At 61.0% G+C, this 25,949-nt stretch carries 17 protein-coding genes, 2 tRNA genes, 2 rRNA genes and 1 pseudogene (1 of these 22 cut by a window edge); 6 read left to right on the top strand and 16 right to left on the bottom strand.

Features of this window, described 5'->3' with window-relative positions; all coding sequences use genetic code 11:
- The 4 genes from V1292_RS04010 to V1292_RS04025 form a co-directional block, all read right to left on the bottom strand.
- A 23S ribosomal RNA gene (locus tag V1292_RS04010) occupies positions 1 to 198 on the bottom strand (it extends 2,646 nt beyond the left edge of the window).
- Between the two features lie 385 nt (positions 199 to 583).
- Positions 584 to 659: transfer RNA gene (locus V1292_RS04015), tRNA-Ala, on the bottom strand.
- Positions 660 to 694: 35 nt separating this feature from the next.
- Positions 695 to 771: transfer RNA gene (locus tag V1292_RS04020), tRNA-Ile, on the bottom strand.
- Between the two features lie 211 nt (positions 772 to 982).
- Positions 983 to 2,471, bottom strand: a 16S ribosomal RNA gene (locus V1292_RS04025).
- The 16S and 23S rRNA genes sit together here with 2 tRNA genes alongside, the layout of an rRNA operon.
- A gap of 840 nt (positions 2,472 to 3,311) precedes the next feature.
- Between V1292_RS04025 and V1292_RS04030 the strand changes: the two are divergent.
- A pseudogene (locus V1292_RS04030) lies at positions 3,312 to 5,382 on the top strand (peptidoglycan DD-metalloendopeptidase family protein).
- A 146-nt stretch (positions 5,383 to 5,528) separates the two neighbouring features.
- A complete protein-coding gene (locus V1292_RS04035; RefSeq protein WP_334370452.1) occupies positions 5,529 to 7,154 on the top strand; it encodes a hypothetical protein in 1,626 nt (541 codons plus the stop codon).
- A 35-nt stretch (positions 7,155 to 7,189) separates the two neighbouring features.
- Here V1292_RS04035 and V1292_RS04040 read toward each other — a convergent pair whose 3' ends face one another.
- The 3 genes from V1292_RS04040 to V1292_RS04050 all read right to left on the bottom strand — a co-directional run bounded on the left by V1292_RS04040 (position 7,190) and on the right by V1292_RS04050 (position 10,653).
- Positions 7,190 to 8,986 carry a D-Ala-D-Ala carboxypeptidase family metallohydrolase gene (locus V1292_RS04040; protein WP_334370453.1) on the bottom strand — a complete coding sequence of 599 codons (1,797 nt, stop codon included), beginning with the start codon at positions 8,984 to 8,986 and terminating at the stop codon, positions 7,190 to 7,192.
- A gap of 20 nt (positions 8,987 to 9,006) precedes the next feature.
- Positions 9,007 to 9,933, bottom strand: a complete 927-nt coding sequence (locus V1292_RS04045) for a hypothetical protein (protein WP_334370455.1) — start codon at positions 9,931 to 9,933, stop codon at positions 9,007 to 9,009.
- 309 nt (positions 9,934 to 10,242) lie between these two features.
- The gene (locus V1292_RS04050) at positions 10,243 to 10,653 is read right to left on the bottom strand and encodes a hypothetical protein (protein WP_334370457.1); all 411 of its coding nucleotides are present in this window, start codon (positions 10,651 to 10,653) and stop codon (positions 10,243 to 10,245) included.
- A 188-nt stretch (positions 10,654 to 10,841) separates the two neighbouring features.
- Here V1292_RS04050 and V1292_RS04055 point away from each other — a divergent pair, with 188 nt between their 5' ends.
- Positions 10,842 to 11,201 carry an SPW repeat protein gene (locus V1292_RS04055; protein ID WP_334370459.1) on the top strand — a complete coding sequence of 120 codons (360 nt, stop codon included), beginning with the start codon at positions 10,842 to 10,844 and terminating at the stop codon, positions 11,199 to 11,201.
- A gap of 77 nt (positions 11,202 to 11,278) precedes the next feature.
- Positions 11,279 to 11,542, top strand: a complete 264-nt coding sequence (locus tag V1292_RS04060) for a hypothetical protein (RefSeq protein WP_334370461.1) — start codon at positions 11,279 to 11,281, stop codon at positions 11,540 to 11,542.
- 68 nt (positions 11,543 to 11,610) lie between these two features.
- Here the strand turns inward: V1292_RS04060 and clpB are convergent, their stop codons facing one another.
- The gene (gene clpB, locus V1292_RS04065) at positions 11,611 to 14,250 is read right to left on the bottom strand and encodes an ATP-dependent chaperone ClpB (RefSeq protein WP_334370463.1); all 2,640 of its coding nucleotides are present in this window, start codon (positions 14,248 to 14,250) and stop codon (positions 11,611 to 11,613) included.
- A gap of 323 nt (positions 14,251 to 14,573) precedes the next feature.
- Here clpB and V1292_RS04070 point away from each other — a divergent pair, with 323 nt between their 5' ends.
- Entirely contained in the window at positions 14,574 to 15,359 is a 786-nt protein-coding gene (locus tag V1292_RS04070) for an MOSC domain-containing protein (RefSeq protein WP_334370465.1), read from the top strand.
- Positions 15,360 to 16,520: 1,161 nt separating this feature from the next.
- On the opposite strand, the gene fsrB is transcribed toward V1292_RS04070, so the two are convergent.
- The 7 genes from fsrB to V1292_RS04105 form a co-directional block, all read right to left on the bottom strand.
- Positions 16,521 to 17,813: a siderophore utilization protein FsrB gene (gene fsrB / locus V1292_RS04075; protein ID WP_334370467.1), complete on the bottom strand. Its 1,293-nt coding sequence runs from the start codon at positions 17,811 to 17,813 to the stop codon at positions 16,521 to 16,523.
- Between the two features lie 96 nt (positions 17,814 to 17,909).
- Entirely contained in the window at positions 17,910 to 20,150 is a 2,241-nt protein-coding gene (locus tag V1292_RS04080) for a TonB-dependent siderophore receptor (RefSeq protein WP_334376935.1), read from the bottom strand.
- Between the two features lie 1,085 nt (positions 20,151 to 21,235).
- Complete coding sequence (locus V1292_RS04085; protein WP_334370468.1) at positions 21,236 to 21,427, bottom strand: hypothetical protein; 192 nt, start codon at positions 21,425 to 21,427, stop codon at positions 21,236 to 21,238.
- 392 nt (positions 21,428 to 21,819) lie between these two features.
- On the bottom strand, positions 21,820 to 22,116 hold the full coding sequence (locus V1292_RS04090; protein WP_057842871.1) for a hypothetical protein: 297 nt from the start codon (positions 22,114 to 22,116) through the stop codon (positions 21,820 to 21,822).
- Complete coding sequence (locus tag V1292_RS04095) at positions 22,109 to 22,378, bottom strand: hypothetical protein (RefSeq protein ID WP_334370469.1); 270 nt, start codon at positions 22,376 to 22,378, stop codon at positions 22,109 to 22,111. The genes V1292_RS04090 and V1292_RS04095 overlap by 8 nt, the downstream gene beginning before the upstream one ends.
- Before the next feature lie 124 nt (positions 22,379 to 22,502).
- Complete coding sequence (locus V1292_RS04100; RefSeq protein ID WP_334366533.1) at positions 22,503 to 22,706, bottom strand: hypothetical protein; 204 nt, start codon at positions 22,704 to 22,706, stop codon at positions 22,503 to 22,505.
- Positions 22,707 to 22,965: 259 nt separating this feature from the next.
- Positions 22,966 to 23,835 (bottom strand): TIGR02594 family protein, encoded by an 870-nt coding sequence (locus V1292_RS04105; RefSeq protein WP_334370471.1) that lies wholly within the window; start codon positions 23,833 to 23,835, stop codon positions 22,966 to 22,968.
- 253 nt (positions 23,836 to 24,088) lie between these two features.
- Here V1292_RS04105 and V1292_RS04110 point away from each other — a divergent pair, with 253 nt between their 5' ends.
- Positions 24,089 to 24,961: an alpha/beta fold hydrolase gene (locus V1292_RS04110; protein WP_334370472.1), complete on the top strand. Its 873-nt coding sequence runs from the start codon at positions 24,089 to 24,091 to the stop codon at positions 24,959 to 24,961.
- 318 nt (positions 24,962 to 25,279) lie between these two features.
- On the opposite strand, the gene metW is transcribed toward V1292_RS04110, so the two are convergent.
- Positions 25,280 to 25,948, bottom strand: a complete 669-nt coding sequence (gene metW / locus V1292_RS04115; RefSeq protein ID WP_334370473.1) for a methionine biosynthesis protein MetW — start codon at positions 25,946 to 25,948, stop codon at positions 25,280 to 25,282.
- Position 25,949 lies beyond the last annotated feature (1 nt).

Genomic DNA, 25,949 nt, shown 5'->3' on the forward strand with positions numbered 1-25,949 from the left:
CGGCTTGGTCTCACACATTGCTGTATGAACCCCAAGATAGAGATCTTGGAGTTCCAGCTATCGAAGGTGGGTTTCCCCATTCGGAAATCCGTGGATCAAAGCTTCTTCGCAGCTCCCCACGGCTTATCGCAGCGTAGCACGTCCTTCATCGCCTCTCAGCGCCAAGGCATCCACCGAACACCCTTAAGGCACTTGATTGCTCTCATTATCAATGTCCACACACTCGGCAGAATGTTGTCTGCGCAACAGCCATTGAAGGCACGCATCCTCGATGAATGCGATTGCAACAGCCGGACACTGATTAGAAAGACCAGCTTGCTTCGTAAGATCGAACCGATAGCGAGGCGGTCAAGCTTCGCTAAAAAGGTCATTTACAACCCGATCATCTTGCGATGAACGAGCGCCGAAATGACCTGGAGATTATGAATGAGAGCCCGCAAATTGCTTTGCAGATCCCAAACTCGGATCGATCTCCTCTTTACGATGTCAGATATCACGCACGTCGCAGTCCATCCGGACAAGCGCGTGCGAAGTGATGTTTCGCGGACGATTATTCGAGGCATTCTCGATCTTCGATTTCATCTGGTGGAGCCAGACGGGATCGAACCGACGACCTCATGCTTGCAAAGCACGCGCTCTCCCAGCTGAGCTATGGCCCCGTACCAGAAGACGAATGCTCCGCACTCGATCAAAGTGGTGGGCCTGGGAAGACTTGAACTTCCGACCTCACGCTTATCAAGCGCGCGCTCTAACCAACTGAGCTACAAGCCCCTAACACGAAGGACTCCAGCTCGCGCGCAATCGGCTCACGCCAAATGCATCGCACAAGCGCTAAGCCCCTGGCGCGTGTTCGTCCGCGAAGAAAGAGAAACGAAGACGGCGAAATCCCGCCAATGCAGCTCAACAATCCTGACGATTGTTGGCCACTGATGTTTCTAAAACGATCCGATAGATAGCAAGCTATCTGAAGGATCATCCTTAGAAAGGAGGTGATCCAGCCGCAGGTTCCCCTACGGCTACCTTGTTACGACTTCACCCCAGTCGCTGACCCTACCGTGGCCGGCTGCCCCCTTTCGGTTAGCGCACCGTCTTCAGGTAAAACCAACTCCCATGGTGTGACGGGCGGTGTGTACAAGGCCCGGGAACGTATTCACCGTGGCGTGCTGATCCACGATTACTAGCGATTCCAACTTCATGGGCTCGAGTTGCAGAGCCCAATCCGAACTGAGACGGCTTTTTGAGATTTGCGAAGGGTCACCCCTTAGCATCCCATTGTCACCGCCATTGTAGCACGTGTGTAGCCCAGCCCGTAAGGGCCATGAGGACTTGACGTCATCCCCACCTTCCTCGCGGCTTATCACCGGCAGTCTCCTTAGAGTGCTCAACTAAATGGTAGCAACTAAGGACGGGGGTTGCGCTCGTTGCGGGACTTAACCCAACATCTCACGACACGAGCTGACGACAGCCATGCAGCACCTGTCTCCGGTCCAGCCGAACTGAAGAACTCCGTCTCTGGAGTCCGCGACCGGGATGTCAAGGGCTGGTAAGGTTCTGCGCGTTGCGTCGAATTAAACCACATGCTCCACCGCTTGTGCGGGCCCCCGTCAATTCCTTTGAGTTTTAATCTTGCGACCGTACTCCCCAGGCGGAATGCTTAAAGCGTTAGCTGCGCCACTAGTGAGTAAACCCACTAACGGCTGGCATTCATCGTTTACGGCGTGGACTACCAGGGTATCTAATCCTGTTTGCTCCCCACGCTTTCGTGCCTCAGCGTCAGTATCGGGCCAGTGAGCCGCCTTCGCCACTGGTGTTCTTGCGAATATCTACGAATTTCACCTCTACACTCGCAGTTCCACTCACCTCTCCCGAACTCAAGATCTTCAGTATCAAAGGCAGTTCTGGAGTTGAGCTCCAGGATTTCACCCCTGACTTAAAGACCCGCCTACGCACCCTTTACGCCCAGTGATTCCGAGCAACGCTAGCCCCCTTCGTATTACCGCGGCTGCTGGCACGAAGTTAGCCGGGGCTTATTCTTGCGGTACCGTCATTATCTTCCCGCACAAAAGAGCTTTACAACCCTAGGGCCTTCATCACTCACGCGGCATGGCTGGATCAGGCTTGCGCCCATTGTCCAATATTCCCCACTGCTGCCTCCCGTAGGAGTTTGGGCCGTGTCTCAGTCCCAATGTGGCTGATCATCCTCTCAGACCAGCTACTGATCGTCGCCTTGGTGAGCCATTACCTCACCAACTAGCTAATCAGACGCGGGCCGATCTTTCGGCGATAAATCTTTCCCCGTAAGGGCTTATCCGGTATTAGCCCAAGTTTCCCTGGGTTGTTCCGAACCAAAAGGTACGTTCCCACGCGTTACTCACCCGTCTGCCGCTGACGTATTGCTACGCCCGCTCGACTTGCATGTGTTAAGCCTGCCGCCAGCGTTCGCTCTGAGCCAGGATCAAACTCTCAAGTTGGACTTGAAACCTTGAACCGGCTGATCACAACGTTTGACGAGGTCCCACCATATTTATCGCCCGCGATTCACATCGCTGACGACGATGGTGTAACCTTTAAAACGTGTACCGCCGAAGTCTTTCGTCCAGCCTCAATGCTTCAATACTTGCGTATTCAAGCGATCGAGACTCGCAAGGACTCCGCCGTCCACGTTTCTCTTTCTTCATCTTCACTTGTCAAACAGCCCGGGACCGCTGGGGATCCCACCCTTCCATCTCTGGAAGGTTCCGTAGCCACCCATCCGACGACAATTAACAACCGACTGGTATCGGCTGTTGAGTCACTCATCGTAATGAGGAGCTTACGGGGCGCGAATAGATGCCTTGGCCTCGAGGCCAATGCATCGCCGCGCTCAGTGGCCGGGTTATAGGCCCGCCCGATCGGGGTTGTCAACGCCCTTCGTCAACAAATTGTCGCATCACGTCGAAGAATTTTGGGACGCCAAGAAGTCCCTATGTTTCGGGCCTTTGGCCGCACTTGAGCCACAATCCTGCGACGTTCTGACTATAAGGTAAGCATTGAATCACCGGATGCCAGTGGGGGCTGCCCGGTGTTCATCTACCCGGGACAGGCGGTCTCGAGGAACCCGTCGCCTTTCCCACGCGGCCAGGAAACTTCGAGAGATCTGCTGACCATTGACGTTCGAGACTGCGGCCGGTCTTCTTCTGGCCTCTGATTCCCGAATTTCCATGCGTGCGGCAACGCCATGCTCCGAATCGCTCCCTCAAAAGGGCGGAAACGTGGGGTCTGGATCGGGCGAGGTCTTGTCGGATGTTGATGGAATTTGGGGGGATACAGGGTTGAGCCAGAGGGCGCCACGCGGAAGCGGCTATGGACGCGAGATCGGGATCATTGATCTCGGTCACGAGCCGCCACTTTCCGTCGATGGCTCCGAAGCCGCGGTGATCGATCGCCGCCGTGTCTCTGTACAATGGTTCAGCGGCACTATCCTGACCGGTCTGTGCGGCGCGGCCCTCATCCGGCGGCGCCGTTTTTGCGTCCCTCGACGGCGAAATGACCTTTGCCAAGGTGCCAGAGCGCGTCGAAGGCGCGTTGCGCGGGGCATTCGGCGCCAATGACCGCACTGCCACCCTGCACAAGAGCGACCGCCTGCCGCCGCCCGGCGAATCCACCGCCTCGCGCAATGTGATGCGGGTATCGACGGTTACCCGCGTCGGGAACCGCGACGTGATGCGGGTGCGGCCATTCGTTCGCATCTCCGGCAATCTATCGATGACGACGAGCGATCTCGCCGCCAAGATCCCGCCGTTCAACGCGCAGCGCATGCTCACCGATGTCGGCAGCCCGACTCAGCCGGCTTCCGAGGATCCGAACAATCCCGAGGCGGTCGAACCCGACGCCGAGGTTTCCTTCGTGACCAAGGATCTCGCAACGGTGCTGCCGAAGGCGAAAGTCTCCGCCGTGGTCGCGCTGGACGAAGTCCTGATGCGGGTGCGGGATGCCGCGAACTGGCGCGGCTCGGGCGGCGTCCGCTACACGGCGCTTGCCAATGCAGCCGCCGACGCCAGCGGCGTGCAGTCCGATCTCAAGCTCGCCTATGCCACCGAAGGCAACGTCTCCGATCCCTATGCCGGCTTTGAAACCCGCATCGTGCCGGAAAATGTCACCCTGCTGCCGAAGACCAAGGACCAGATCACCGGCGGCAACCCCACCGGCGAACGCGTTCACATCGTGAAGAAGGGCGACAGCGTCGCTTCGATCCTGCGCGACCAGGGCGCGACGCCCGATGAAGCCAGGGCGATCGCGCTGACCCTTGGCGCCCGCGGCCGCGACGGCGGCCTGAAGGAAGGCCAGAAGCTGCGCATCCTGATGGCGCCCTCGGGCCTCGGCCCCGCCGCCCGGCTGCAGCCCTATCGCGTGATCGTCGCTAACGACACCACCGTCGAAGCCGTGGCCGCGCTGTCGGACGTCGGTAAATATGTCGCGGTCGACGTGCAGAGCATGAATACCGTCGCTGAAGCCCCCGCCGGCAAAGATGACGACGATGACGACGAGGATGATGGCAGCGGCGTCCGGCTCTACCAGAGCATCTACGAGACCGCCATGCGCAACAAGGTGCCGGCCGCCGTGATCGAGGACATGGTCCGCATCTATTCCTACGACATCGATTTCCAGCGCAAGGTGCAGCCGGGCGATTCCTTCGACGTGTTCTTCGCCGGCGACGACGAAGCCACCCCCACCACCGAAAAGACCGAGGTGCTGTTCGCGTCCCTCACCGTCGGCGGCGAGACCAAAAAATACTATCGCTTCCAGACCCCCGACGACTCCGTCGTCGATTTTTACGACGAGACCGGCAAAAGCGCGAAGAAGTTCCTGGTCCGCAAACCTGTCAACAACGCCATCATGCGTTCGGGCTTCGGCGGCCGCCGCCACCCGATCCTGGGCTACACCAAGATGCACACCGGCGTGGACTGGGCGACCCCCTACGGCACGCCGATCTTCGCCTCCGGCAACGGCGTGGTCGAGAAGGTCGGCTGGGAGGGCGGCTACGGCAAATATGTTCTTCTGAAACACAATAACGGCTACGAGACCGCCTACGGTCACATGTCGGCCTATGCCAAGGGCATGGAGCCCGGCAAGCGGGTGCGGCAAGGCCAGGTAATCGGCTTCGTTGGATCGACCGGCATGTCGACCGGCGCGCATGTTCACTATGAAATCAAGGTCAATGGCCGCTTCGTCGACCCGATGCGCGTCAAGCTGCCGCGCGGCCGTTCGCTCGAAGGCTCAATGCTGGCGAGCTTCGAAAAGGAGCGGGACCGTCTCGACGCCCAGATGAGCAACCGCGGCAACTCGGCGCGGGTTTCCGAAGCCACCGGCACCACGCCGCAGACGCGCCAGGTCAGCCGCTGAGCCTTCGATAGTATATCTGCAAGGCCGGCAGGGCTTCTCACGCCGCGTGCCGGATCTATGGCAGCGGCTGCGCCCGACGGTTTCGTTTGCCAAACCCCCCGCCGCGACAAATACTACCTCCACAAAAATCCGTGGGAGGTAGCGTCATGACGAGCAGGCTTGCACTCGCAGCGAGTGTTGCGGCGATCGCTTTTGGATACGCGGCCGGCGCATCGGCGCAGACCTATGAGGTCATCAAGCTGGTTCCAGGCTCTGCGTTCCACGGCGTGCACGGGCTAGGCATCGACAAGTCCGGCCGCCTGTTCGCCGGTAGCGTCGCGGGCGCCGCGCTCTATGAGGTCGATCGCGCGAACGGCACGGCGAAGATTGCGGTCCCCTCCCCCGAAGGCATGTCCGACGACATTGCGTTTGCGCCCGACGGCACCATGGCATGGACCGCCTTCCTCACCGGCGATCTCTATTCGCGCAAGGGCGATGGCCCGGTGAAGAAACTTGCCTCCGGCCTGCCCGGCATCAACTCGCTCGCCTTCCGCAAGGACGGGCGGCTGTACGCGACGCAGGTATTTTTGGGCGATGCGCTCTATGAGATCGATGTCGAGGGCGCAAAGCCGCCGCGCAAGATCATGGAGAAGATGGGCGGTCTCAACGGCTTTGAATTCGGACCGGACGACAGACTGTATGGTCCTCTATGGTTCAAGGGCCAGGTCGCCAGGGTCGACGTCGACAAGGCCGAACTCTCCGTGGTCGCCGACGGCTTCAAGATTCCGGCCGCGGTCAACTTCGATTCCAGGGGCAATCTCTGGGTGGTCGATACCGCGCTCGGCCAATTGGTGCGGGTCGATCCGAAGACCGGCGCGAAGAAGATGGTTGCCCAACTCAAGCCCTCGCTGGACAATCTCGCGATCGACGACAAAGACCGCATCTTCGTCTCCAACATGGCCGACAACGGCATCCAGGAGGTCGATCCCGAGACCGGCGCGGCGAAGCAGGTCATATCAGGCAAGGTGGCGCTGCCCGGCGGCATCGGCGTCGTCTCCGACGGGGCAAAGGATACGATCTACATCGCCGACGTATTCGCCTACCGCACCGTGGACGGCGCGACCGGCGAAGTCTCCGAACCGGCGCGCATGCATGCCGACGGCGTGACGCTGGAATATCCGATGAGCGCCACCGCCAAGGGCGACGACGTGCTGCTGTCAAGCTGGTTCACCGGCACGGTGCAACTGATCGACCGCAAGACCGGCAAGACCAAGGAGATGCTGCACGGCTTCAAGGCGCCGCACGACGCCGTCAAGCTCGGTGACGGCTCTATCCTCGTCAACGAGCTCGGCAGCAAATCGCTGGTCCGCGCCAGCGGCGAACACGGCAAGGACCGTACCGTGGTGATCGGTAACCTCGAAGGCCCGGTCGGCCTCGCCGCCGGATCGGGCGACACGGTCTATCTGACCGAAGCTTTTGCCGGACTGGTCTCGAAGGTCGAAGCCAACGGCGAGAAAACGGTGGTCGCCAAGGACCTGAAGGGCCCAGAGGGCATCGCAGTCGCGCCCGATGGCAAGCTGATCGTGGCCGAAGTCGGCGCGAAACGCATCGTGCAAATCGATCCAGGCAACGGCGCCGTCACCGAAATCGCCGGCAACCTCCCGATCGGCCTCCCCGCCGCGCCCGGCGGCCTGCCGAGCAACATCCCGACCGGCGTCGGCGTCGGCGCAACGGGGGTAATCTACTTCTCGTCGGATATCGAGAACGCGATTTACAAGGTGGTGAGGAAGTAGGGGTTTTGCGACACGCATCGCATCGCAATGTTCCGCTATCCCGTCCAATCCCTGTTCACACCCCTTGTGTCGCAATGAACGAACGAACTATACACACCGATACCTCCGGAAAATACACCTCTGCTTCTGTATTCTCTCAGTTTTCCGGCCCAGATGCTGGGGCGACCGACGTCGCAGACAAAGTCGATGGCCTGGTAGCGCATGTGAAAACTATTTGTGGCTGACCCGTCAATGCATCGATTGTACGCAGGCGCTCGATAAAGGCTGAGGAAATGCATCGGCGCCCCAAGTTCTTCGCGCAACTTGTCGAGCACCGCTACCGTTGGCGCAATGTTGCGCCAAAGGATTTCTGGCGGATATTCGTTTAGACCCTTGCAGGATCCCGCACCGTTTTGGTTACCCAGGAACAAGAGTTCATCAGCCACGAAGTGCCGCAGTCCTAAAGTGGCCACGAAGCCGACGAACTTGGTATAGAGCGCCCAGCCCGCATGCGGGCTCACAACAGTGGCCGCAGCAGCATCCGACACCACTGGAATAACAGCCGGACCAGTCATGCTGGCCGCTTCGCCAGCTTCTTCGTCCGGAGCGAAGATGACCTCGCTTGCGGCGGACACCCCAGCCCCCAATATTTGAACTATTGTCGAGGGTGAGGCTATCTGCTCAGGACTCCGTTGAGCGCCGGTAAGACCCCAGTCCGAAAGCTGATAATCCGAGCTGTGAACGGTACCTTGTCCAACTGCATAAGTCATTTTGCGCGCCAAGACGTCCTTGCGCCATCTGGGAGCGCTCCCTTCTGCAATTGTTGTCGCAAATGCCTCGCGCAGCGCGCCTCCGACCCTAGCAGATGAACCTATCCTCTCAAGTCCGCTTCGTTCCTCCTGATCCAGCGAGTTTTGAACCGCCACATCGAACCAAAGCCCGGCATCCAGGTCGACCACGGGTTTTCCGGCCATAAAGTCAGTGATGTGTTGTTGAGCGGCCTTCCAATAGACTGAGTAAGCGCGCTCCATTTGGGCCCGCCTCGCCTCCGGCAACTGACCTATCCGCTGGAACGCATCTCTCCAAGGTTTCGCAACTTCCATTTTTGCGGAGCCAAGAGAAATTCCATCCGCCCAACGTTGCTGCTCTGCTTTCGAGAGAGCCAAAACGGACATCAACTCGGAATGGAGCGCTCCAAATGTTGTCGCGACGCTGCCGGGACGCAGCGTCTCGATCGTCGACAGTAGTCTCCTGATCTCGCCGTTAACGAGCGTAAATCCAATTAACCCAAATGTGATACCAGCTCCGTCGAAATTGCCAACGACTCGATCGAATCCGGTGCCTTCAAAATCGGAAACCAAATTGACGCAGACGTCGAACAGTGATGGGGCTGGCAGCCCCGTCAGAGTTTGCCATTGCTGAGCATCGATCGAGTTGCTTTGCGGCAACCCCTGTCCCGCCTGCCAGCGTCTTAACGCATCGCATGTAATTCTGCCGAACTCGCCGTCTGGCTCCATTGCCTGTCCCGCTTTAATCAGGGCAAGTTGCAGTGCCATCACGAGCGGGCCACTAGGTCGCCGGAACGGACCCGTCGGAAAACGGACAATTGCGCCAGAAATGCCGACGGGCGGATCTCCGGCACCGCTCGCCGGTCGACCTGCATTGCCACCTGTGCCTCCACCCAGACTAGCTTGGCCGGCCACAGGAACAGGCACCTTCGCAACTTCTAACGTAAACAGCCCGTTCGGTTGCCTGGTCTGTTTGACGACCTGAAACTGCGGTTGCCGGGCCAGATCGGAAAGAACATCCGGAAGTGCATCTTCCGGGATATCAGGCATAATGAATGTCGCCATTATCTTCTTCCCCTCAATAACTACGGAATTCCTAATTCACGAACCATCCTTTGCTGAAGTTCGCGGTTTGACGATCGCAAGAAGAAAGCAATCGGCATGTCGACTCCGTTCTTGGCCAACCAAGCTTCCACGGCTGCTTGATTCTTCGAATTGGCATTAGAAAACGCACGAATTCGCGCAGTGATGTCAGTCGGCTGCGTAAAGACGACTCTCGTTGAGACCACTGGCGCGGGAGTGCTCGCCTGCTCAAGAATTGCCGCTCGCTGAGCTGGAGGAGCTTGGGTGACGGCCTCCTTTATTTCCCTGCTGGTAGCTTCTCTTATGCCCACCGTGGTTGACGTGTCGATGACTCCGCTCGTCAACGTTCCGGCGGCGTAGTATTCTTCAAGGTCCGACAACGCAGCAGAGAGCGGGTACTCGCTAACGCTCTGAACGATCTTGGCAGATATGCTTGATGCGATTTGATTTCGGCTCGCACGCATCTGCTTTTGAATTGTCCTGATTGTTTGCGCGACGAGTATCTCGCTCTCGTAATAGCCCTTCGTTGAAAGGACGGCAGTGGAGAGTCCGCTCAGAACGGACTTGGTGACGACTGGCGTAAATAGGGTTGAGGCTGTACCGAGCGCGCCGGCGGTGGTCAGTGCACCAAACCCGACTTCCTGCCCCTCACGAGTAAGAGCCGTCTCATACTGGGTGTATTGGACGTCGATCGCATACATTCGCTGCGCGATAATTTCATTCCGAATAAGCTTCGCTTGGACAGGGGCTGAAAAGACATACATGTTGTACTGTCTAACCAGCTCTTCTTGCGTCGCCCTCACAACGTTCATCTCGTCCACAATAGGGTACAGCCGCTCAGGCGTACGCGTGGAAGGAAGGCAACCGGCTAGCAATATCGATAAAGCAATAGAACACAGCAAATTAATGTGCAGCAAAGTATTACGCATCGCACGCACCCCCTTAACTCCCCGTTAGAGATTGTGGGGACCGGGTCCGAAGTTGTTCAAGGAGAATCTCACAGCCCTTGCGAGATCACGCGATACGTGTCTCTTTTAAACAACACTCTCTTTTGATGCAGCGCCGCAGCGCGCGCTGAGGTTGCGGTATTATGCGGCCTGTTTGCTGCGACGGAGAACGCGGTACCAAGGGGGACGATCTCCTGAGCGGCATGATCCGTTGCTCCGCGGGCCAACAGCGATGCCCCGGCGCACTGTCTAGATCGATCGCCAGGGAAAGCGCCGCCCCGAGAGGCAACTCTACGGCGCCGCGCGAGTGCTGATCAGGAAAACTATTCCTATCGCCGTAAGTCCGAAGGCAACGGAGGCCAGCGGCAGCAGCATGTCGATTGCCGCGTGCGTACCATGGATCTTGCTGTCCCAGACCGCGAAGTCGCCAATTCTCCAATCATGAAATGAGGTCTCGTCGGAGTGCGGTTGATGTGGCTTCGCGTGCCTCTTCCAGACCAGCGACAGCGACCACGGAAGCAGGACGGCAACCAGCAACAATACGCTGACCATGGCCAACAGGAGTCCGATGTCACTCTGGCGGTCGAACAGTATCCAGGCCGCTGCCGCAAACCACGCCACAAGCCCGACGGCGGCTCCATAGATGGTGGGGTGGATCTGATCGAAGACGGGTCTGTTGTGCAGGACTATTTCTTTCGTCATCGGAGGGAACCCTGTCTCTGGGTTACTCTGGGCCGATGCTCCCGGCAGTAGCCGACGCCCATTACCTGCAAGGGCAATCGCAGCGCCGCCCGGCGGTTTCATTAATTTACATTCAGCCGCAGCCCCGATGGAACCCGAACGGCCGTTACCCGGTTGACTAATTGGCAAAATCTTCAATGGAGGATGCCATGGAGAACTGGAGCAACGCAAAATTGTGCGACGTCGCGAACCTGGTCCTCGGCGCGATATTGTTCTTTTCGCCCTGGATGTTCGGCTTTGACGCCGGAACGGTTTCCACCAACGCCTATCTCACGGGTCTCGTAATCGCGATCATTGCGATAGCGGCGCTGGCAGCGTTCGCGGTGTGGGAGGAGTGGCTGAACCTGATCGTCGGACTGTGGGCGCTGGTATCGCCTTGGGTACTGGGCTTCCAGGGGACCACGGCGATGACGGTGCACGTGTTGATCGGCGCTGCCGTGGCGGTGCTGGCGGCCATCGAAATCTGGCTCATGACGCAATACCCGCCGCGGCTTACTACGGGCCGCTGAGGCGCCTTGCCCTCGTACCGCCCGCCGCGAGCATGCGGCGGGCGGTTGTTGGCGCGACGTGAAGGGGATGAGCAGCAATGAACCGCATTACCCGGGACGACATCATCAAGGCAGTCAGCGGGGCTGACGAAGTCACGATCGCCCAGATCATCGGAACCGGCGCCACAGTAGATGAGCTGGCGGAGGCTCAAGCCTGGATGGCCAATGACGAGCCGATGCTGAATGCGGGCCGGCCGCTAGCGACCGGCCGGGTCCGCGAACTCGTGGATATATTGACGGAGCTCGAGCCCGAGGACGATGATCCCGGTGAGCCGGGGCCCGCCGTCAGTTCAACGGAATGACGCAGCCACAGGCTCCTTGGCCAAAGGCCCCGAACATTGCGTGCTCGGGGCTTTTGCGTTGGTGAGGCTCAATTCAGCTTGCGCTTCGGCACCGGCGCTTCGAACTGGGCGATCTCCGCGGTTTGCGCGGCATTGCCGTTGAAGGTCAGCACGTTGCCTTCGCTCGAGATCACGACGCGGTCGCCGTCGGCGATCTCGCCGGCGAGGATCATCTCGGCCAACGGGTCCTGCAGGTTGCGCTGGATCACACGCTTCAGCGGCCGCGCGCCATAGGCCGGATCCCAACCCTTGGCGGCCAGCCAGTCGCGCGCCGCTGCATCCAGCGTCAGCGTGATCTTGCGATCCTCCAGGAGCCTCTGCAGGCGAGCGAACTGGATCTCGACGATCCGGCCCATCTCGCTCTTCTGCAAGCGGTGGAACAGGATGATCTCGTCGACGCGGTTGAGGAATTCGGGCCGGAAATGCGCCCGCACCATCCCCATCACCTGTTCGCGCACCGCTATTGTGTCCTCGCCTTCCGGCTGGTTCACCAAAAACTCCGAACCGAGGTTCGAGGTCATGATGATCAGCGTGTTGCGGAAGTCGACGGTGCGACCCTGGCCGTCGGTCAGCCGGCCGTCGTCGAGCACCTGCAGCAGCACGTTGAAGACGTCGGGATGCGCCTTTTCGATCTCGTCGAAGAGCACGACCTGATAGGGCCGCCGCCGCACCGCTTCGGTGAGCGCCCCGCCCTCGTCATAGCCGACATAGCCGGGAGGCGCGCCGATCAGCCGTGACACCGAGTGCTTTTCCATGAACTCGGACATGTCGAGGCGGACCATCGCGGTCTCGTCGTTGAACAGGTACTCCGCCAGCGCCTTCGTCAGTTCGGTCTTGCCGACGCCGGTCGGGCCCAAGAACATGAACGAGCCCATCGGGCGGTTCGGGTCCTGCAGGCCGGCGCGCGATCGGCGCACGGCGGTTGCCACCGCACGCACGGCTTCGGCCTGGCCGACTACGCGCTTGCCGAGTTGGTTCTCCATTTTCAGGAGCTTGTCCTTTTCGCCTTCCAGCATCTTGTCGACGGGAACGCCGGTCCAGCGCGACACCACCTGCGCGATGTGGTTGGCGGTTACCGCCTCCTCCATCATCTCGCCCACGTCTTCCTTGGCTTCGAGTTCGGCGAGCTTCTTTTCGAGTTCGGGAATTCGGCCATAGGCGAGCTCACCCGCACGCTGGAATTCGCCGCGGCGCTGGGCATTGGCGAGTTCGATGCGCAAGGTGTCGAGTTCGCTCTTCAGCTTCTGCGCGTTCGACAGCTTGTTCTTCTCCGCGCTCCAGCGCGAAGTCAGGTCGGCCGATTGCTTCTCGAGTTCGGCCAGTTCCTTTTCCAGCGTCTGCAGGCGGGTTTTCGAGCCGAGATCGGTTTCCTTCTTCAGGGCCTCCTGCTCGATCTTCAGCCGGATGATTTCCCGGTCCATCAAATCGAGCTCTTCCGGCTTGGAATCGACCTGCATCTTCAGCCGCGCCGAGGCCTCATCCACGAGGTCGATGGCCTTATCGGGCAGGAAACGATCGGTGATGTAGCGGTTCGACAGCGTGGTCGCGGCGACAAGCGCGGAATCGGTGATGCGAACGCCGTGGTGCTGCTCGTATTTGTCCTTCAGCCCACGCAGGATCGAGATGGTATCCTCGACCGTCGGCTCGGAGACGAAGATCGGCTGGAAGCGCCGCGCCAGCGCGGCGTCCTTCTCGACATGCTTGCGAAATTCGTCGAGCGTGGTCGCGCCGATGCAGTGCAACTCGCCGCGCGCCAATGCCGGCTTCAAGAGGTTGGACGCGTCCATCGCGCCGTCCGCCTTGCCGGCGCCGACCAGCGTATGCATCTCGTCGATGAACAGGATGATCGAGCCTTCGGCTGAGGTAACTTCCTGCAGCACCGCCTTCAACCGCTCCTCGAACTCGCCGCGGTACTTGGCGCCTGCAATCAGCGCGCCCATGTCGAGCGAGAGCAGTTTCTTGTCTTTCAGGCTTTCGGGCACGTCGCCGTTGAGGATACGCAGCGCCAGGCCTTCGACAATCGCGGTCTTGCCGACGCCAGGTTCGCCGATCAGCACCGGATTGTTCTTGGTGCGGCGGGAAAGCACCTGGATGGTGCGGCGGATTTCCTCGTCCCGGCCAATAACTGGGTCGAGCTTGCCGTCGCGCGCGGCTTGCGTGAGGTCGCGGGCGTATTTCTTCAGCGCGTCATAGGCGTTTTCGGCCGATGCGCTATCGGCTGTACGGCCCTTGCGCAGCGATTCGATTGCCGCATTGAGGTTTTGCGGCGTGACGCCGCCCTTGCTCAGAATGGTACCGGCCTCGCCGCTCTTCTCGAGCGTCAGCCCCAACAGCAGCCGCTCGACCGTGACGAAGCTGTCGCCGGCCTTCTCGGCCGCTTTTTCCGCCGCGTCGAAGGCGCGCGCCATATCGGGGGCAAGATAAATCTGCCCGGCGCCGCTGCCCGAGACTTTCGGCAGCTTCTTCAGCGCGTCCTCGGTGGCCTTGAGGATGGCGCGGGAATTACCGCCCGCGCGGTCGATCAGACCGCCGGCAAGCCCCTCGCTGTCGTCCAGCAGCACTTTCAGCACATGCAGCGTCGAGAACTGCTGGTGCCCATCGCGCATGGCGAGCGATTGCGCAGACTGGATGAAGCCGCGCGCCCGCTCGGTGTATTTTTCAATATTCATCTTTTGCTTCCCTCGGCATGCCGCTCCCACCCGGGGCGCGATCAGCAAAAGTGGAAACCGGTTTTGCGTCCGATCGCGCCCCATTTATGTTTGGCGCGTGACCTTGACGCGAAACCGCACACACTTTCGCGGGTCACGCGTGGCATGATTACGGCATCTTCATTGGGTATCCGCGGACCGCGTTGATATTCCTCAACCGACCGCGGGTCGTCGCCCTGTTTTCAGGCTTGACGCAAATGTGGGCACTGCCGGGCAAAACGGAAGAGCCGCAGCCATAAATTCGGAGTTGTGGCGCGAGTCGGGGGAATCTCTTAATAAGCCGCATGGACACGACCTCCCCCGCCCGGATCGCCGGGATTTACCGTTACCCCGTCAAAGGCCTGACCCCGGAGCAGCTCGACCGCGCCGAGCTCAAGCCCGGGCAAACCCTTTTGGCTGACCGCCGCTACGCCATCGAGAACGGCCCCTCCGGTTTCGACCCGGCGGAGCCGAAATGGCTGCCGAAGCCGCACTTCCTGATGCTGATGCGGGATGAGTGGCTGGCAGGCCTGCACACCCATTTCGACGACGCCAGCAACGTCCTCTCGATCCGCCGGAACGGCGAGATTGCAGCCCAGGGCGACCTCACGACTGCCGAGGGCCGGCGGACAATCGAGAACTTCTTTGCCACCACCTTTGCCGGCCATATCAAGGGCCCGCCGAAGGTGCTGGAAAGCCCCGGCCACAGTTTTTCGGACGTCGCCCGCAAGGTCGTTTCGATCATCAACCTTGCCAGCGTCCGCGCCATCGAAGACATCGTCGGCGCCCCGGTCCATCCGCTTCGCTTCCGCGCCAATCTCTATGTCGAGGGCTGGCCGGCCTGGCACGAATTCGACCTGCTCGACCGGACGCTTGCGATCGGCGACAGCAGGCTGAAGGTGGTGAAACGCATCGTCCGCTGCGCCGCCGTCAATGTCGATCCCGATACGGCCGAACGCGATCTCGCGATTCCCCCGGCGCTGCAGCGCCAGCTCGGCCACGGCGATTGCGGGATCTATGCCGAGGTGATCACCGGCGGCAGCATCAGCACTGGCGATGCGATCGCGGCGGAGCAGGCGGAGTTGTTGTAGGGCGTCTGCCGTCATTTGCGAGTACGTCCACCATACTCCGCATGCGGGAGTACGCCGCGGCCTATCCGCGTCATTGCGAGCGCAGCGACGCAATCCACATCTCGGCTCGGGGATAGCTGGATTGCTTCGCTCCGCTCGCAATGACGTGGAGATAGCGACGCAACACTCGACTGTCATCCCCGCCAACGGGTCGCGCGAATGCGCGCCCGATGACAGGCTCCGGCGGGGATCCAGTACGCCGCGGCTTATCGGTTCAATCACTGCTGTCTCTGGAATACTGGGTCACCCGCCTTCGCGGGTGACGACAACGGAATATGAGGCGACATTCTCGCGACGCATTGCGCCCGAGGTTTACTCTCAACTTCACGCCCTCTTGTTCTGAGGGCGCAGGGAAGACCGGGTGCTTGCTGCACCCGCGGTCTCGTGTGCCATTGCGTATAAAGAACACGCACACGAGCATACAGGTACAGCGGGAGCATCCCGGCCTTCCCTGCGCAATGGCTTTACGGCTTACTTCGTGCTCTTCCCGGAGAACGGCTCTTTTGCCTCCGTCGCCGACGGGATAATTCCCGCAGACTTAACGCCAGCACCGCGGCGCCCGAACCACACGACTTCGCCGTACGCTCCCGTCTTCGCCAAGAGGCTTCGCCGAGTTTGGTACCGGTCCGCCGAAGCTTTAGCGAAGGCGGATCCTGCGCCTACGTCTTGCGCATTCCGCGTCCATCGCATCTCACCGCACGGTCGTGACGATCGCGAGCGCACCCTCAATGGGTGAGACGGACGGAGTTATGCGACTGATTTGCCCCTCGTGTGAAGCGGAATATTTTTGATTCCCGGGCTTGACACGATTTCTGAAAATCAGAAGTGATTTGCCCGTCAGAGGCAGTCACAGACAAAGTCACAGAAGTCGTCGGGTGAGCAAAGCGCTCACCGACAATTGTGACGGCCGCGGCTTTGATCACCCTCCCCTGGAGGGGGAGGGTCGACGCTCATGCAATGAGCGGCGGGGTGGGGTGACGGTCTCTCCACATCCAACAGTGCCCGTGAGGAGAGATCACCCCACCCCGTTTCGCATTTCGCTACGCTCATGCGAACCGACCCTCCCCCTCCAGGGGAGGGTAAGCAACACCTGCTGCACGTCGATGACGACGCGCGATAGAGCTACTCCGCCGGTGCAAGCTGGCCTCTGCTCGAGCGTGCTGCAGCGGTTTCGCGCACCCGGACACGGGCACGGCGCTTGCGCCACCAGATCACGACGCCGGTCACCGATAGCGCCGCAACCACCAGCCCCATCACCGAGATCAGGATGCGGCCGGGCAGTCCGACGATGCGTCCGGAATGCAGCGGGAATTGCGCCTGCACGAAGATATCCGCGGCGGTGCCGACCCACGGCAGTCGCTCGCCGATCGGGCGTCCATCCTCGCTGTCGTAATAAAGCTGCGCCGGACCGACGCCGCCGGCGCCATGATCGTCGCCGGGATGGAAGAAGGCCGCTGCATACACGCCGTGCGCCGGGCCGTAGTTGATCGAACCGACAGGCGTGGTCCACCCCCTGCTCTTGCCGTCGGCCGCGGCGCGCGCGGCGATGTCGGCATACGTGACCTTGGGTTCGATCGGATCGTCGAGGTGCCGATAGGGACGCTGCTCATACGGCGTCGGGGTGTAGTTCGATACCGTCTTCATCAGCGGCGAGAATACCTCGAAATACAGGTTGAGCGAGAACGCCGTGAAGGCGATGACGAACAGCAGCGCCCAGGTCCACAGGCTGAAAGCGCGGTGGATATCGAAATTTATTCGATAGGCACTGCCCGAGGTCTTGATCTTCCAGGCTGGCGCCCAGCGCGCCCAGAAGCCTCGGCCGAGTTCGCGCGCAACGGCAGGCGCCCGCTCAGCCCTGGCGCGGCGACGCGACGGCAGCGTGAGATAAAAACCGACGAAGCAATCGATGGTCCAGATGATCGCGATGACGCCAAGCACGCGCATCCCCCAGCGATCGCTGCCCCAGAACTCCGGAATGTGCATGGTATAGTGCAGCTTGTAGAGGAACGAGACGAAGTTGGCGCGCGTCACCGGCCACACCGCACCCCAATGGCGCCGCCCGAGTTCGGCGCCGGTGTTGGGATCGAGGAAGATCTGATTGTAGTCGAGCTCAAATCGCTTGCCGGTCGCGGGATCGATCCGCGGCAGCACGAAGAACCACAGCGAATGGTCTTTCTCCGGGGTCATGAACATGTGGACGACGCGCGCGCGCGGATCGCGCTGCTCGATCAGCTTGACCAGCTCGACGGAAGGAATCGCAGGACCGCTGCTGGTCACGTCGAACAGATGCGCGTTCAGGAGGTCGTCGATCTCGTGATCCCACGAGATGATCGCACCGGTGATGCCGGAAAAAAACAGAAAGCCGGCGGTGAGAAGGCCGGCCCAGCGATGCAGTCGCCCGAAGATCGATTTCATGGCTTCGCCCGTGCTGTTGGTGCCTCAATTAGCAAACATCATCACCGCCGGTCGATTTGACCGGCGGTGATGTATACGTCGCATTTCGCGGCAGACCTACCATCGATAGGTCAGCTTGGCGATCGCCTTGCGGCCTTCGGCATAGAAGCAGCTGGTGTAGCCGTAGCAGGCCGCGACATAGCGGGTGTCGGCGATGTTGGTGACGTTCAGCGCCAGGCGATAGTTGTCTTTGGTGTAGGCCAGCAGCGCGTCGACCGCCGTCGATGCCGGCACCTTGAAGGTGTTGGCATCGTCGCCGAAGGTTGAGCCGACATAACGGACGCCGCCACCGACCTGGACGCCGGCGAGCGAGCCACCCTGCACCGTGTAATCGGTCCACAGCGCGAACCGGTTGAGCGGCACGGTGGTCGGCGCCTTGCCGACGTTTACGGGGTCCTCCGTGACCACGGCATCGATGTAGGAGTAGGCGCCGCGAACGTTGAAACCTTCGATCAGCGTGGCCGTGCCTTCGAGCTCGATGCCGCGCGAGTTCACCTGCCCTCTCTGCTCGGCGAAGTACGACGGAGGTGCGAAGGTGACGACATTGGACCGCGTCAGATCGAACGCCGCCAAAGTGATCAGCGCATTGATTCCGACCGGCTGATACTTCACGCCGACTTCATACTGAACGCCGGTTTCCGGCTTCAGCAGCTCGCCCGCGGCGTTGGTGTTGAGCACCGGCAGGAATGATTCGGCGTAGCTGAAATACGGCGCGATACCGTTGTCGAAATTGTACATCACGGCGGCGCGACGGGTGAATGCCGAAGCATTGGTCGTGGCGAAAGACTTGTTGAAACGGTCGTCGAGATCGGTCGTCGCGAAATCCTGCCGGCCGCCCAGCAAGAACGAGAGCCGGCCGAGTTTGATCTGGTCCTGCGCGTAGAACCCCATCTGCGACTGCTTGATGTCCTTGTCGTCGTACGGGCCGTCATTGGTCCATGTGTTGGTGTAGACAGGCGCAAATACGTTGATCTTGCCGGTGCTGTACCCTGAAGCGGCGTCCCGGAACGAGGTGTTGCGGTAGTCGATGCCGAACAACGTGGTGTGGCTCAGGATGCCGGTGACGAACTTACCCTGCAGCTGGTTATCGACAGCGAAGGAGTTGATGGTCGATGCACCGCCTGCGCCATAGCGTGACATCAGTCCCGCGGCTTCGTCGGCCGCGGAGGCGTAGCCCATGCCGTAGAAGCTCTGCTGTTCGTTGTGCATCCACGCATAACGCAGGTTCTGCCGGAACGTGAGCGCCTCGTTGATGTCGTGCGAGAGCAAATACCCGGCTGTGGCCAGTTCGGTATCAAACCGGTTGAAATTGGGTTCGCCGCCGAAAAACGTATTCCGGATGTAGCGGCCGTTATTGGCAAACGCCGTGCCCGATGCCGGCAGGAATTGCAGGCCCCACCCCGTGGTGTCCTTTTGATAGTTGGCCAGCAGCGTGATGGTGGTGTCTTCGTTCGGCTTGATCGTCAGCGCCGGCGCGATGAAGACGCGGTTGTCCTTGGTGAAATCGACCTGGGTTTCGCCGTCGCGGACGACGCCGGTCAGGCGCCACAATACGGTGCCTTCCTTGTTGGCGGGGCCGCCAACGTCAAATTCGCCTTGATAACGATTGAAGCTGCCGCCCGAGACGGAGATCTCGCCGAACTGATGGGCCGTGGGCAGCTTGCTGACATAGTTGAGAATGCCGCCGGTGCCGCTGCCGCCATACATCACGGAGGACGGCCCCCTCAGCACTTCCAGACGCTCGGCGCCGTAGGGATCGAGGCAGAGAAAGTGCACGTAGTTGCTGCTGGGCAGCCGCAGGCCGTCGAGATAAAGGCCCGGCATGGTCATGTCGAAACTGCGGATCTGCAGGCCGCCGCAACGCGTGTCGGAGCCGCCGTTGACGTCGCCGCTGACGCCCGCCGTGTAGCGCAGCGCCGCGCCGACCGATTCCGCGCCCTGGTTTTTGACCTGGTCTGTGGTGACGACGGAAATCGACTGCGGGGTTTCGATGATCGGCGTGTCGGTCTTGGTCGCGGTGCCGGTGCGGGTTGCGACAAAGCCGCGCACGGGACCATTGGCGCGTTCGCCGGCGCCGGGGCCTGACACGGCCGCAGGCGCCGCCGCTTGCGGGTTGGCGGCGGCGCGAGTGACGCGCGTCGCGCGCGTGTTCGCAGCACGGCGGGATGGTTGGGCCGCGGCTGGGCGCGCGCGCTGCTGCGGCGCGTCCACGGTGACCGGCGGCAGTGACGACTGCGCCAGCGCAGCGCCCGTCGGCAGGAAGAGGGTGAAACTGCTGACTGCCCCGAGGCAGATCATTCGCATCAGTTGAAGTCGAGTGGCGGAAAACGAATGAAATGCTGTTGGTGTCACCCTTAGATACCCCGAAGTCTGCCGGCTTGGCCGGTAGGATTTTTGATGCCCCGCTCTAGCGCAGGCATCTTCGGAGTTCGATGGGCGGTTGCTAGAATTGCTCCAGACTGCGCGATCGATCGGAATATCCCTGAAATCGTTCAATACGCGCACGTCGTCTTGCAGACAGCCACGACGTGCGGCGGCGATCTCATCATCAACGTCGATGCGACTGGAGAGAAGCGCCGGTTTGCCGAAGGCAACAGCGGGAGAGACGTGCGCTCGCGTCGCCTTCAATCGTGGCGCGCATCAGCGTCGCGCCGACGCACGGGTCGCCTCCAACTGGATTTCAGATTCCAAGCGCTAGAAGGCCAGTACAAACCACAATCAAACTGACGACGATAACCGCAAGAAAACTGGATGAAGCAAAATCTTCGCGCATGACGACACCTACCGCCTCAGGCAAATCTCGCGTGAGCCTGAACCTCGCCCCAGGGAGTCTCTCCGGTTGTTTGGGGACAGCCATCAAACCACTGGTTTGTTTCAAGGCGTCTTCGTCGGACTGAGAAAACGACTTCGTCGGAAGGTCCTGCTGTTACGTCCCAGAGTTCCCACGAAACGTCCTCACGAAACTGAGAAGCCAGTGCGGCATAGGGATACGCAACAAGGGGCGGGTTTCCGAGATGTGGCGTAGTTCATACGCCGCTGCCGCGCCCCGCATTACACATTAGCGACCGGAGGGCAGACCCGTAGGGTGGGCAAAGCTAGCGTGCCCACCATCACGAAGCGTGCTCGACGATAGATGGTGGGCACGGCGCACGCGCGCCTGCGTCATAAGTTCCTCATGGTGAGGAGCGCGAAGCGCGTCTCGAACCATGAGGCCCCGTCTGTGGCCTACATCCTTCGAGACGCCCGCTCTGCGGGCTCCTCAGGATGAGGGTTTGAACGGGTGTGACGCAGTAGAATTTGCCCACCCTACCGTTTAGCCGCGCCTCAGCTCGCCGGCATGACGTAGGCGTAGATGCGGCCGCGCGAGACTGGGGCCGGCGTCCCTAAAACGTCGCCCGTTCGCCGGCCATTGCACGATCGATCGCGTCTATCAAGCCCTGTATCTCGACGAATTTTAGCCGCGCGCGCTCCGCCTTGTCGCGATCGAACGGCGCGGCGAGCACCTTTGCGTGTGCATCGCGATCCTCAATCATGCGGTCCCGAGCCTTCTTCAAAATCTCATGGCGTTCGTTCATCTTGTTTCTACCTCTATTGTGCCGAAATCCCTCAGGCGAAGCGGACTACCAATTGATAATCACCACGCCGGGGCGAGCAGCCCCAGGAAGACCGGCAAAAGGATCGGTGGGACAAGCCGCCAGCTCTCATGCTCATCATTTCTTTCGAACGGGTTGAGGATCGATCTCCGCAATCCTGCGCAGGCACTCGGCTTCGGAATCGTGCGGGCCAGAGACGAATGTCCCGCTGACTTTGGTGGAGTACCATCCGGAAACGACACCGAGGCGGAGCGATTCTTCAGTCTTGACGTGACGAGGCGAGAGATTTTGCATTCGGTGCTTTCAGTTGCGCGTTCGAGGGAATTCGAGTGCGTGGCAAGAAGCTCGACTGCCGAGCCGGAATATTCGCCACGTCAGCTTTCACCAGCCAGGCGGGTGAGGTCGGCCAGTACGGTGGCCACGAGGTCGCGGTGATGCGTGTCGGTCGGCGCCAAATCCGCCGCATAGAGATTCAGGACGTACCGCGCCTTTGCGACCGCTTCCGGCCACGACTCAGCCGGGACGGTCAGGAGCTGCAGCTCGAGGGCGGCCTGGCGGTCCCGCTGCAGCTTTGCGTTAGCCTCGACGTCGGCGAGCGCGCGGCGGATATCGGTGGCCTTTTGCGCCGCCATGCCCCGGTGCTTGTCGAGATCGACCGGGGTTTCACTCACGAGATGCGATCGCGTCGTCGCGCTGCGCATCGGAAAGGTCGACCGAGCTGATCGAAATCATTTCCGTCGAAGCTTGGTGCGGCGCCGCGCCGGGGACCATGATCATGGTGGCGACGCGGCGGAAGCTCTGAAATGAAAGACCTTCGATCATTTCCTCGTCGGTGATGACCTCATAAGCACCAGGCGGCAACAGCCGGCCGACCCCCTTGAGATGGAACGGACGCTTGAAATGAACCATTTCCCGTCGCGAGCGCGTGGTCATGTATCGACCGTGCGCCCTTTCCCCGCAAATAGCTATCGATTTCTCGAACAAAGCGGCATTCGTCCAGGTTAAGGCAACCCGCGCCAGCCGCTGAACCGGAGACTAATACGGCCCGGCATCGCAATTACGAGAACAATCGATCGGTCGCCTTGTCGAGCCGCTTCGCCGAACCGCTCGCGTCACTTAGATGACCAACCAATTCACCGGATAGCCGGTAGATGTTCTTGCCCTTGAGGTCAAAGAGCTTCTTGCCGCTAAGATCGAAAATTTCGGGACCGACCACCACAGCGACGCGGGTTCCCTTACTGTTGAATATGTTGCCGTTCATGAGCGGGCCTCCTTGTCTGACAGCCTGCTGTGAATGCTGCGCCCATTCGTCGACAGTAGCGAGATAAATCGACCGGCGCCCGCGCCTTTACTGGGGCGGTCTGGGCGGACTGCCCAACCATCCCAGCGCTATGCGCAAAGCGCCGGCTGCCGAGGTATCTGTCTTCCCGGCCTTCACCCTGCCTTCAAGCATCATCGTGAAGGCAGCCTCGCCCCGCATGGAACGGGCGAGGAGAACAAGCGCCGCGACGCAATCCGCCTCAGCTCGTCGGCATGACGTAGGCGTAGATCCGGCCGCGCGAGACTGGCATCTCGCGGACGCGGTTGCCGCTGTTGCCGGAGATCATGATCGGATTGCCCTTGGCGTCGACGCCGGTGATGATGCCGACATGACCGCCGCGGCGGCCGCGCGACATCACCGCAATCGCGCCGACCTGCGGGCCGGAAATGCGCTGGCCGTATTTCGCGAACGAGCTCGCCATGTCCGAGCCGGTGCCGCGATAACCGGAATGCTGCAGAACCATGTTCATGAACCGCGCGCACCACAGGCTGCCGCGTCCCGTCGGGTTGCCGCCGAGATATTTCCGTGCTTCGGCGACGACGTTCGACGAGGTGTAGCCTGAGGCCATTGCGCCGCTGGTCGGCGTTACCGTTGAATTGGATTCGACGCTCGTTCCCGGCGTGACGCTAGCGTTGGCATCGGCAAGACCACGCGCGTGCATTTTCGCGACCGCGCGCTCCCAGCGCGATGCGTGCGCGGCGTGCCGGATCCGGGCACGACGGCCGGCGCGATCGGCGCGCTCTGTCTTGACTGTGTTGGACGAGACGAAACCGCCAGGTGCAACCGTCTGGGGACTGCTTTCCATGAAGCTCGGGTTGATGCCCGCAAAGCCGCCGGCATGCGCTCGCGCGACCCTGCGCTCCCCGCGCGACATCCTGAGAGCATGGCGATGGTGGCGATATGCGTAGTGATGCTTCGCATGATGGCCGGCGTGATGGGCCCGGGCATGTCGCCCTGCGCCGTGGTGAGGCCGTGCTGAAGCTGGAGAGACGAATACGATGATGGAAGCCGAACACAGTGCCAGCGCAATTACTCGAAGCGACCGGCGAAACGCAAACAACTGACTCATACTTGGTCCTCTAACACTCCCACACTTTGCGTTCGTCTACGAACGAACGCGGGCGGCGTTTTGCGTTGCGGGATGTGACGAGAGGAAGATTTTATGTGGCGGAGAGGAAACAATTCCGGGGTGATTCCGTGACGATCCGAAGGCGAAAATGCAACTATTCTGCCGCATTGCAGCCCCGAGAATTAATTGCAATTTTGTGGATTGGCTGCGCAAGGAAGTTACGCAAAAACAAGAAAATCGAGAGGAATCCGAAATGCCCTATGCCGTCGCCAAGGATAGCGTCCGCCTCCATTTCGAGGAGGCCGGAAGCGGAACGCCAATCATCTTCCTGCACGAATTTGCGGCCGACCACACCAATTGGGAGCCGCAGATGCGCTACTTCTCGCGCGGCCATCGCTGCATCGCCTATTCGGCACGCGGCTATACGCCATCCGACGTGCCGCCCTCGGCCGAGGTCTACACCTACGAGCATTTCTACACCGACGCGCTCGCCGTGCTCGATCACCTCGGCATCGCCAAAGCGCATTTCGTCGGCCTGTCGATGGGCTCCTATTCCTCGCTGCAGGTCGGCCTCAATGCGCCGGAGCGCGCCCTGTCGATGACACTCGCCGCCGTCGGCGCCGGCTCGTCACTCGAACATCTCGACGCCTTCCGCGCGCAATGCGTCGCCAATGCCGAGCAGTATGAAACGATCGGATCGGTTGAAGTCGCCAAGGTGACGCGTGAGGCGCCGAGCCGGATTCCATTTTTGCTGAAGGACCCGCGCGGCCACGCCGATTTCTACGCCGCGCTGGCGCGGCATGATGCCAGGGGCTCGGCCAACACCATGCGCAGCTTTCAAGGCAAGCGACCGTCGATCTACACCATGACGGATGCGATCCGGCGCGTGCCGACGCCGGCGCTGATCCTGTGCGGCGACGAGGACGACAACTGCATCGGGCCGAGCCTGTTCCTGAAGCAGCATCTGCCGGCGGCGGGACTTTCGTTCTTTCCGAAGTCAGGCCACGTGCTCAATCTGGAAGAGCCGGCGCTGTTCAACGAGATGGTGGAGCGGTTCATCGCGCTGGTCGAAGCCGGGCGATGGCCGGCGCGCGATCCGCGGTCGATGGTGGCGGTTCACGTCTAGCCGCCACGGTCGCTGCAAGTTGCGCCTCGGCGTGACAACCACGTGTGAGGGATGTACCGGCGCATGGGTTCCCTCTCCCCTTGCGGGAGAGGGTTAGGGAGAGGGGTGCCGCTTGCTCCGTCGTTGGACGGATAAAGATAGCCTCTGCGAAGACTTTCTCGCGATGCGAGCCATGTTGAGCTCACCGTATCTCTTCCGCCGGAGCCGGGGCTTACCCCTCTCCCCAACCCTCCCCCGCAAGGGGGGAGGGAGCCCTGGCAGCGTGCTTACCTCACAATGGTGCGCGATCCGGGTCGCGCTGGTGGCGGTTTGACGGCGTCACTTCCCCTTCCCGCCCCTACTCAGCAAAAACACGCCCTGCTCGCCGAACATGTTCCAGACCCACCAGGGCAGGTTCAGCGGCACCGGGCGGCCGTAGAGATCGAGCGCGACGGCGCGCTCCATCTTGACGTTGATCTCGTCGCAGAGCTGCACGAAGTCCTTGATCGTGCAGAAATGGATGTTCGGCGTGTCGTACCAGGTGGCGGGGAGATTTTCGGTACGCGGCATGTGGCCGCCGACGAGTAACTGCAGCCGCATCTTCCAGAAGCCGAAATTCGGGAACGACACGATCGCGCGCCGGCCGATGCGCAGCAGGTTTTCCAGGACCGGCTTCGGCTGCCGCGTCGCCTGCAGCGTCTGCGACAGGATGACGTAATCGAAGGCATCGTCCGGATAATTGACGAGATCGGTGTCGGCGTCGCCCTGCACCACGGCGAGCCCCTTGGCGACGCAGCGGTTGACGCCCTCGCGCGACAGCTCGATGCCGCGGCCATCGATGCCGCGGCTCTCCAGGAGCTGCAGCAACTCGCCGTCGCCACAGCCGACGTCGAGCACTTTTGAGCCGGCCGCAATCATTTCGGCGACGAGGAGATGGTCGGTGCGATATTTGCCCGTGCGGTCGGGCGCGACGCCGCCGAGCGGCAATGCTTGTTCCTGAAGGGCCATG

The organism is Bradyrhizobium sp. AZCC 1719, assembly GCF_036924525.1.
Lineage (GTDB): Bacteria > Pseudomonadota > Alphaproteobacteria > Rhizobiales > Xanthobacteraceae > Bradyrhizobium.

Excerpts from the sequence above, each read along its gene's own strand:
- V1292_RS04035 (WP_334370452.1), top strand. The coding sequence starts at position 5,529 with ATGACGAGCAGGCTTGCACTCGCAGCGAGTGTTGCGGCGATCGCTTTT.
- V1292_RS04040 (WP_334370453.1), bottom strand. The coding sequence starts at position 8,986 with ATGGCGACATTCATTATGCCTGATATCCCGGAAGATGCACTTCCGGAT.
- V1292_RS04045 (WP_334370455.1), bottom strand. The coding sequence starts at position 9,933 with ATGCGTAATACTTTGCTGCACATTAATTTGCTGTGTTCTATTGCTTTA.
- V1292_RS04050 (WP_334370457.1), bottom strand. The coding sequence starts at position 10,653 with ATGACGAAAGAAATAGTCCTGCACAACAGACCCGTCTTCGATCAGATC.
- V1292_RS04055 (WP_334370459.1), top strand. The coding sequence starts at position 10,842 with ATGGAGAACTGGAGCAACGCAAAATTGTGCGACGTCGCGAACCTGGTC.
- V1292_RS04060 (WP_334370461.1), top strand. The coding sequence starts at position 11,279 with ATGAACCGCATTACCCGGGACGACATCATCAAGGCAGTCAGCGGGGCT.
- clpB (WP_334370463.1), bottom strand. The coding sequence starts at position 14,250 with ATGAATATTGAAAAATACACCGAGCGGGCGCGCGGCTTCATCCAGTCT.
- V1292_RS04070 (WP_334370465.1), top strand. The coding sequence starts at position 14,574 with ATGGACACGACCTCCCCCGCCCGGATCGCCGGGATTTACCGTTACCCC.
- fsrB (WP_334370467.1), bottom strand. The coding sequence starts at position 17,813 with ATGAAATCGATCTTCGGGCGACTGCATCGCTGGGCCGGCCTTCTCACC.
- V1292_RS04080 (WP_334376935.1), bottom strand. The coding sequence starts at position 20,150 with ATGATCTGCCTCGGGGCAGTCAGCAGTTTCACCCTCTTCCTGCCGACG.
- V1292_RS04085 (WP_334370468.1), bottom strand. The coding sequence starts at position 21,427 with ATGAACGAACGCCATGAGATTTTGAAGAAGGCTCGGGACCGCATGATT.
- V1292_RS04095 (WP_334370469.1), bottom strand. The coding sequence starts at position 22,378 with ATGACCACGCGCTCGCGACGGGAAATGGTTCATTTCAAGCGTCCGTTC.
- V1292_RS04100 (WP_334366533.1), bottom strand. The coding sequence starts at position 22,706 with ATGAACGGCAACATATTCAACAGTAAGGGAACCCGCGTCGCTGTGGTG.
- V1292_RS04105 (WP_334370471.1), bottom strand. The coding sequence starts at position 23,835 with ATGAGTCAGTTGTTTGCGTTTCGCCGGTCGCTTCGAGTAATTGCGCTG.
- V1292_RS04110 (WP_334370472.1), top strand. The coding sequence starts at position 24,089 with ATGCCCTATGCCGTCGCCAAGGATAGCGTCCGCCTCCATTTCGAGGAG.
- metW (WP_334370473.1), bottom strand. The coding sequence starts at position 25,948 with ATGGCCCTTCAGGAACAAGCATTGCCGCTCGGCGGCGTCGCGCCCGAC.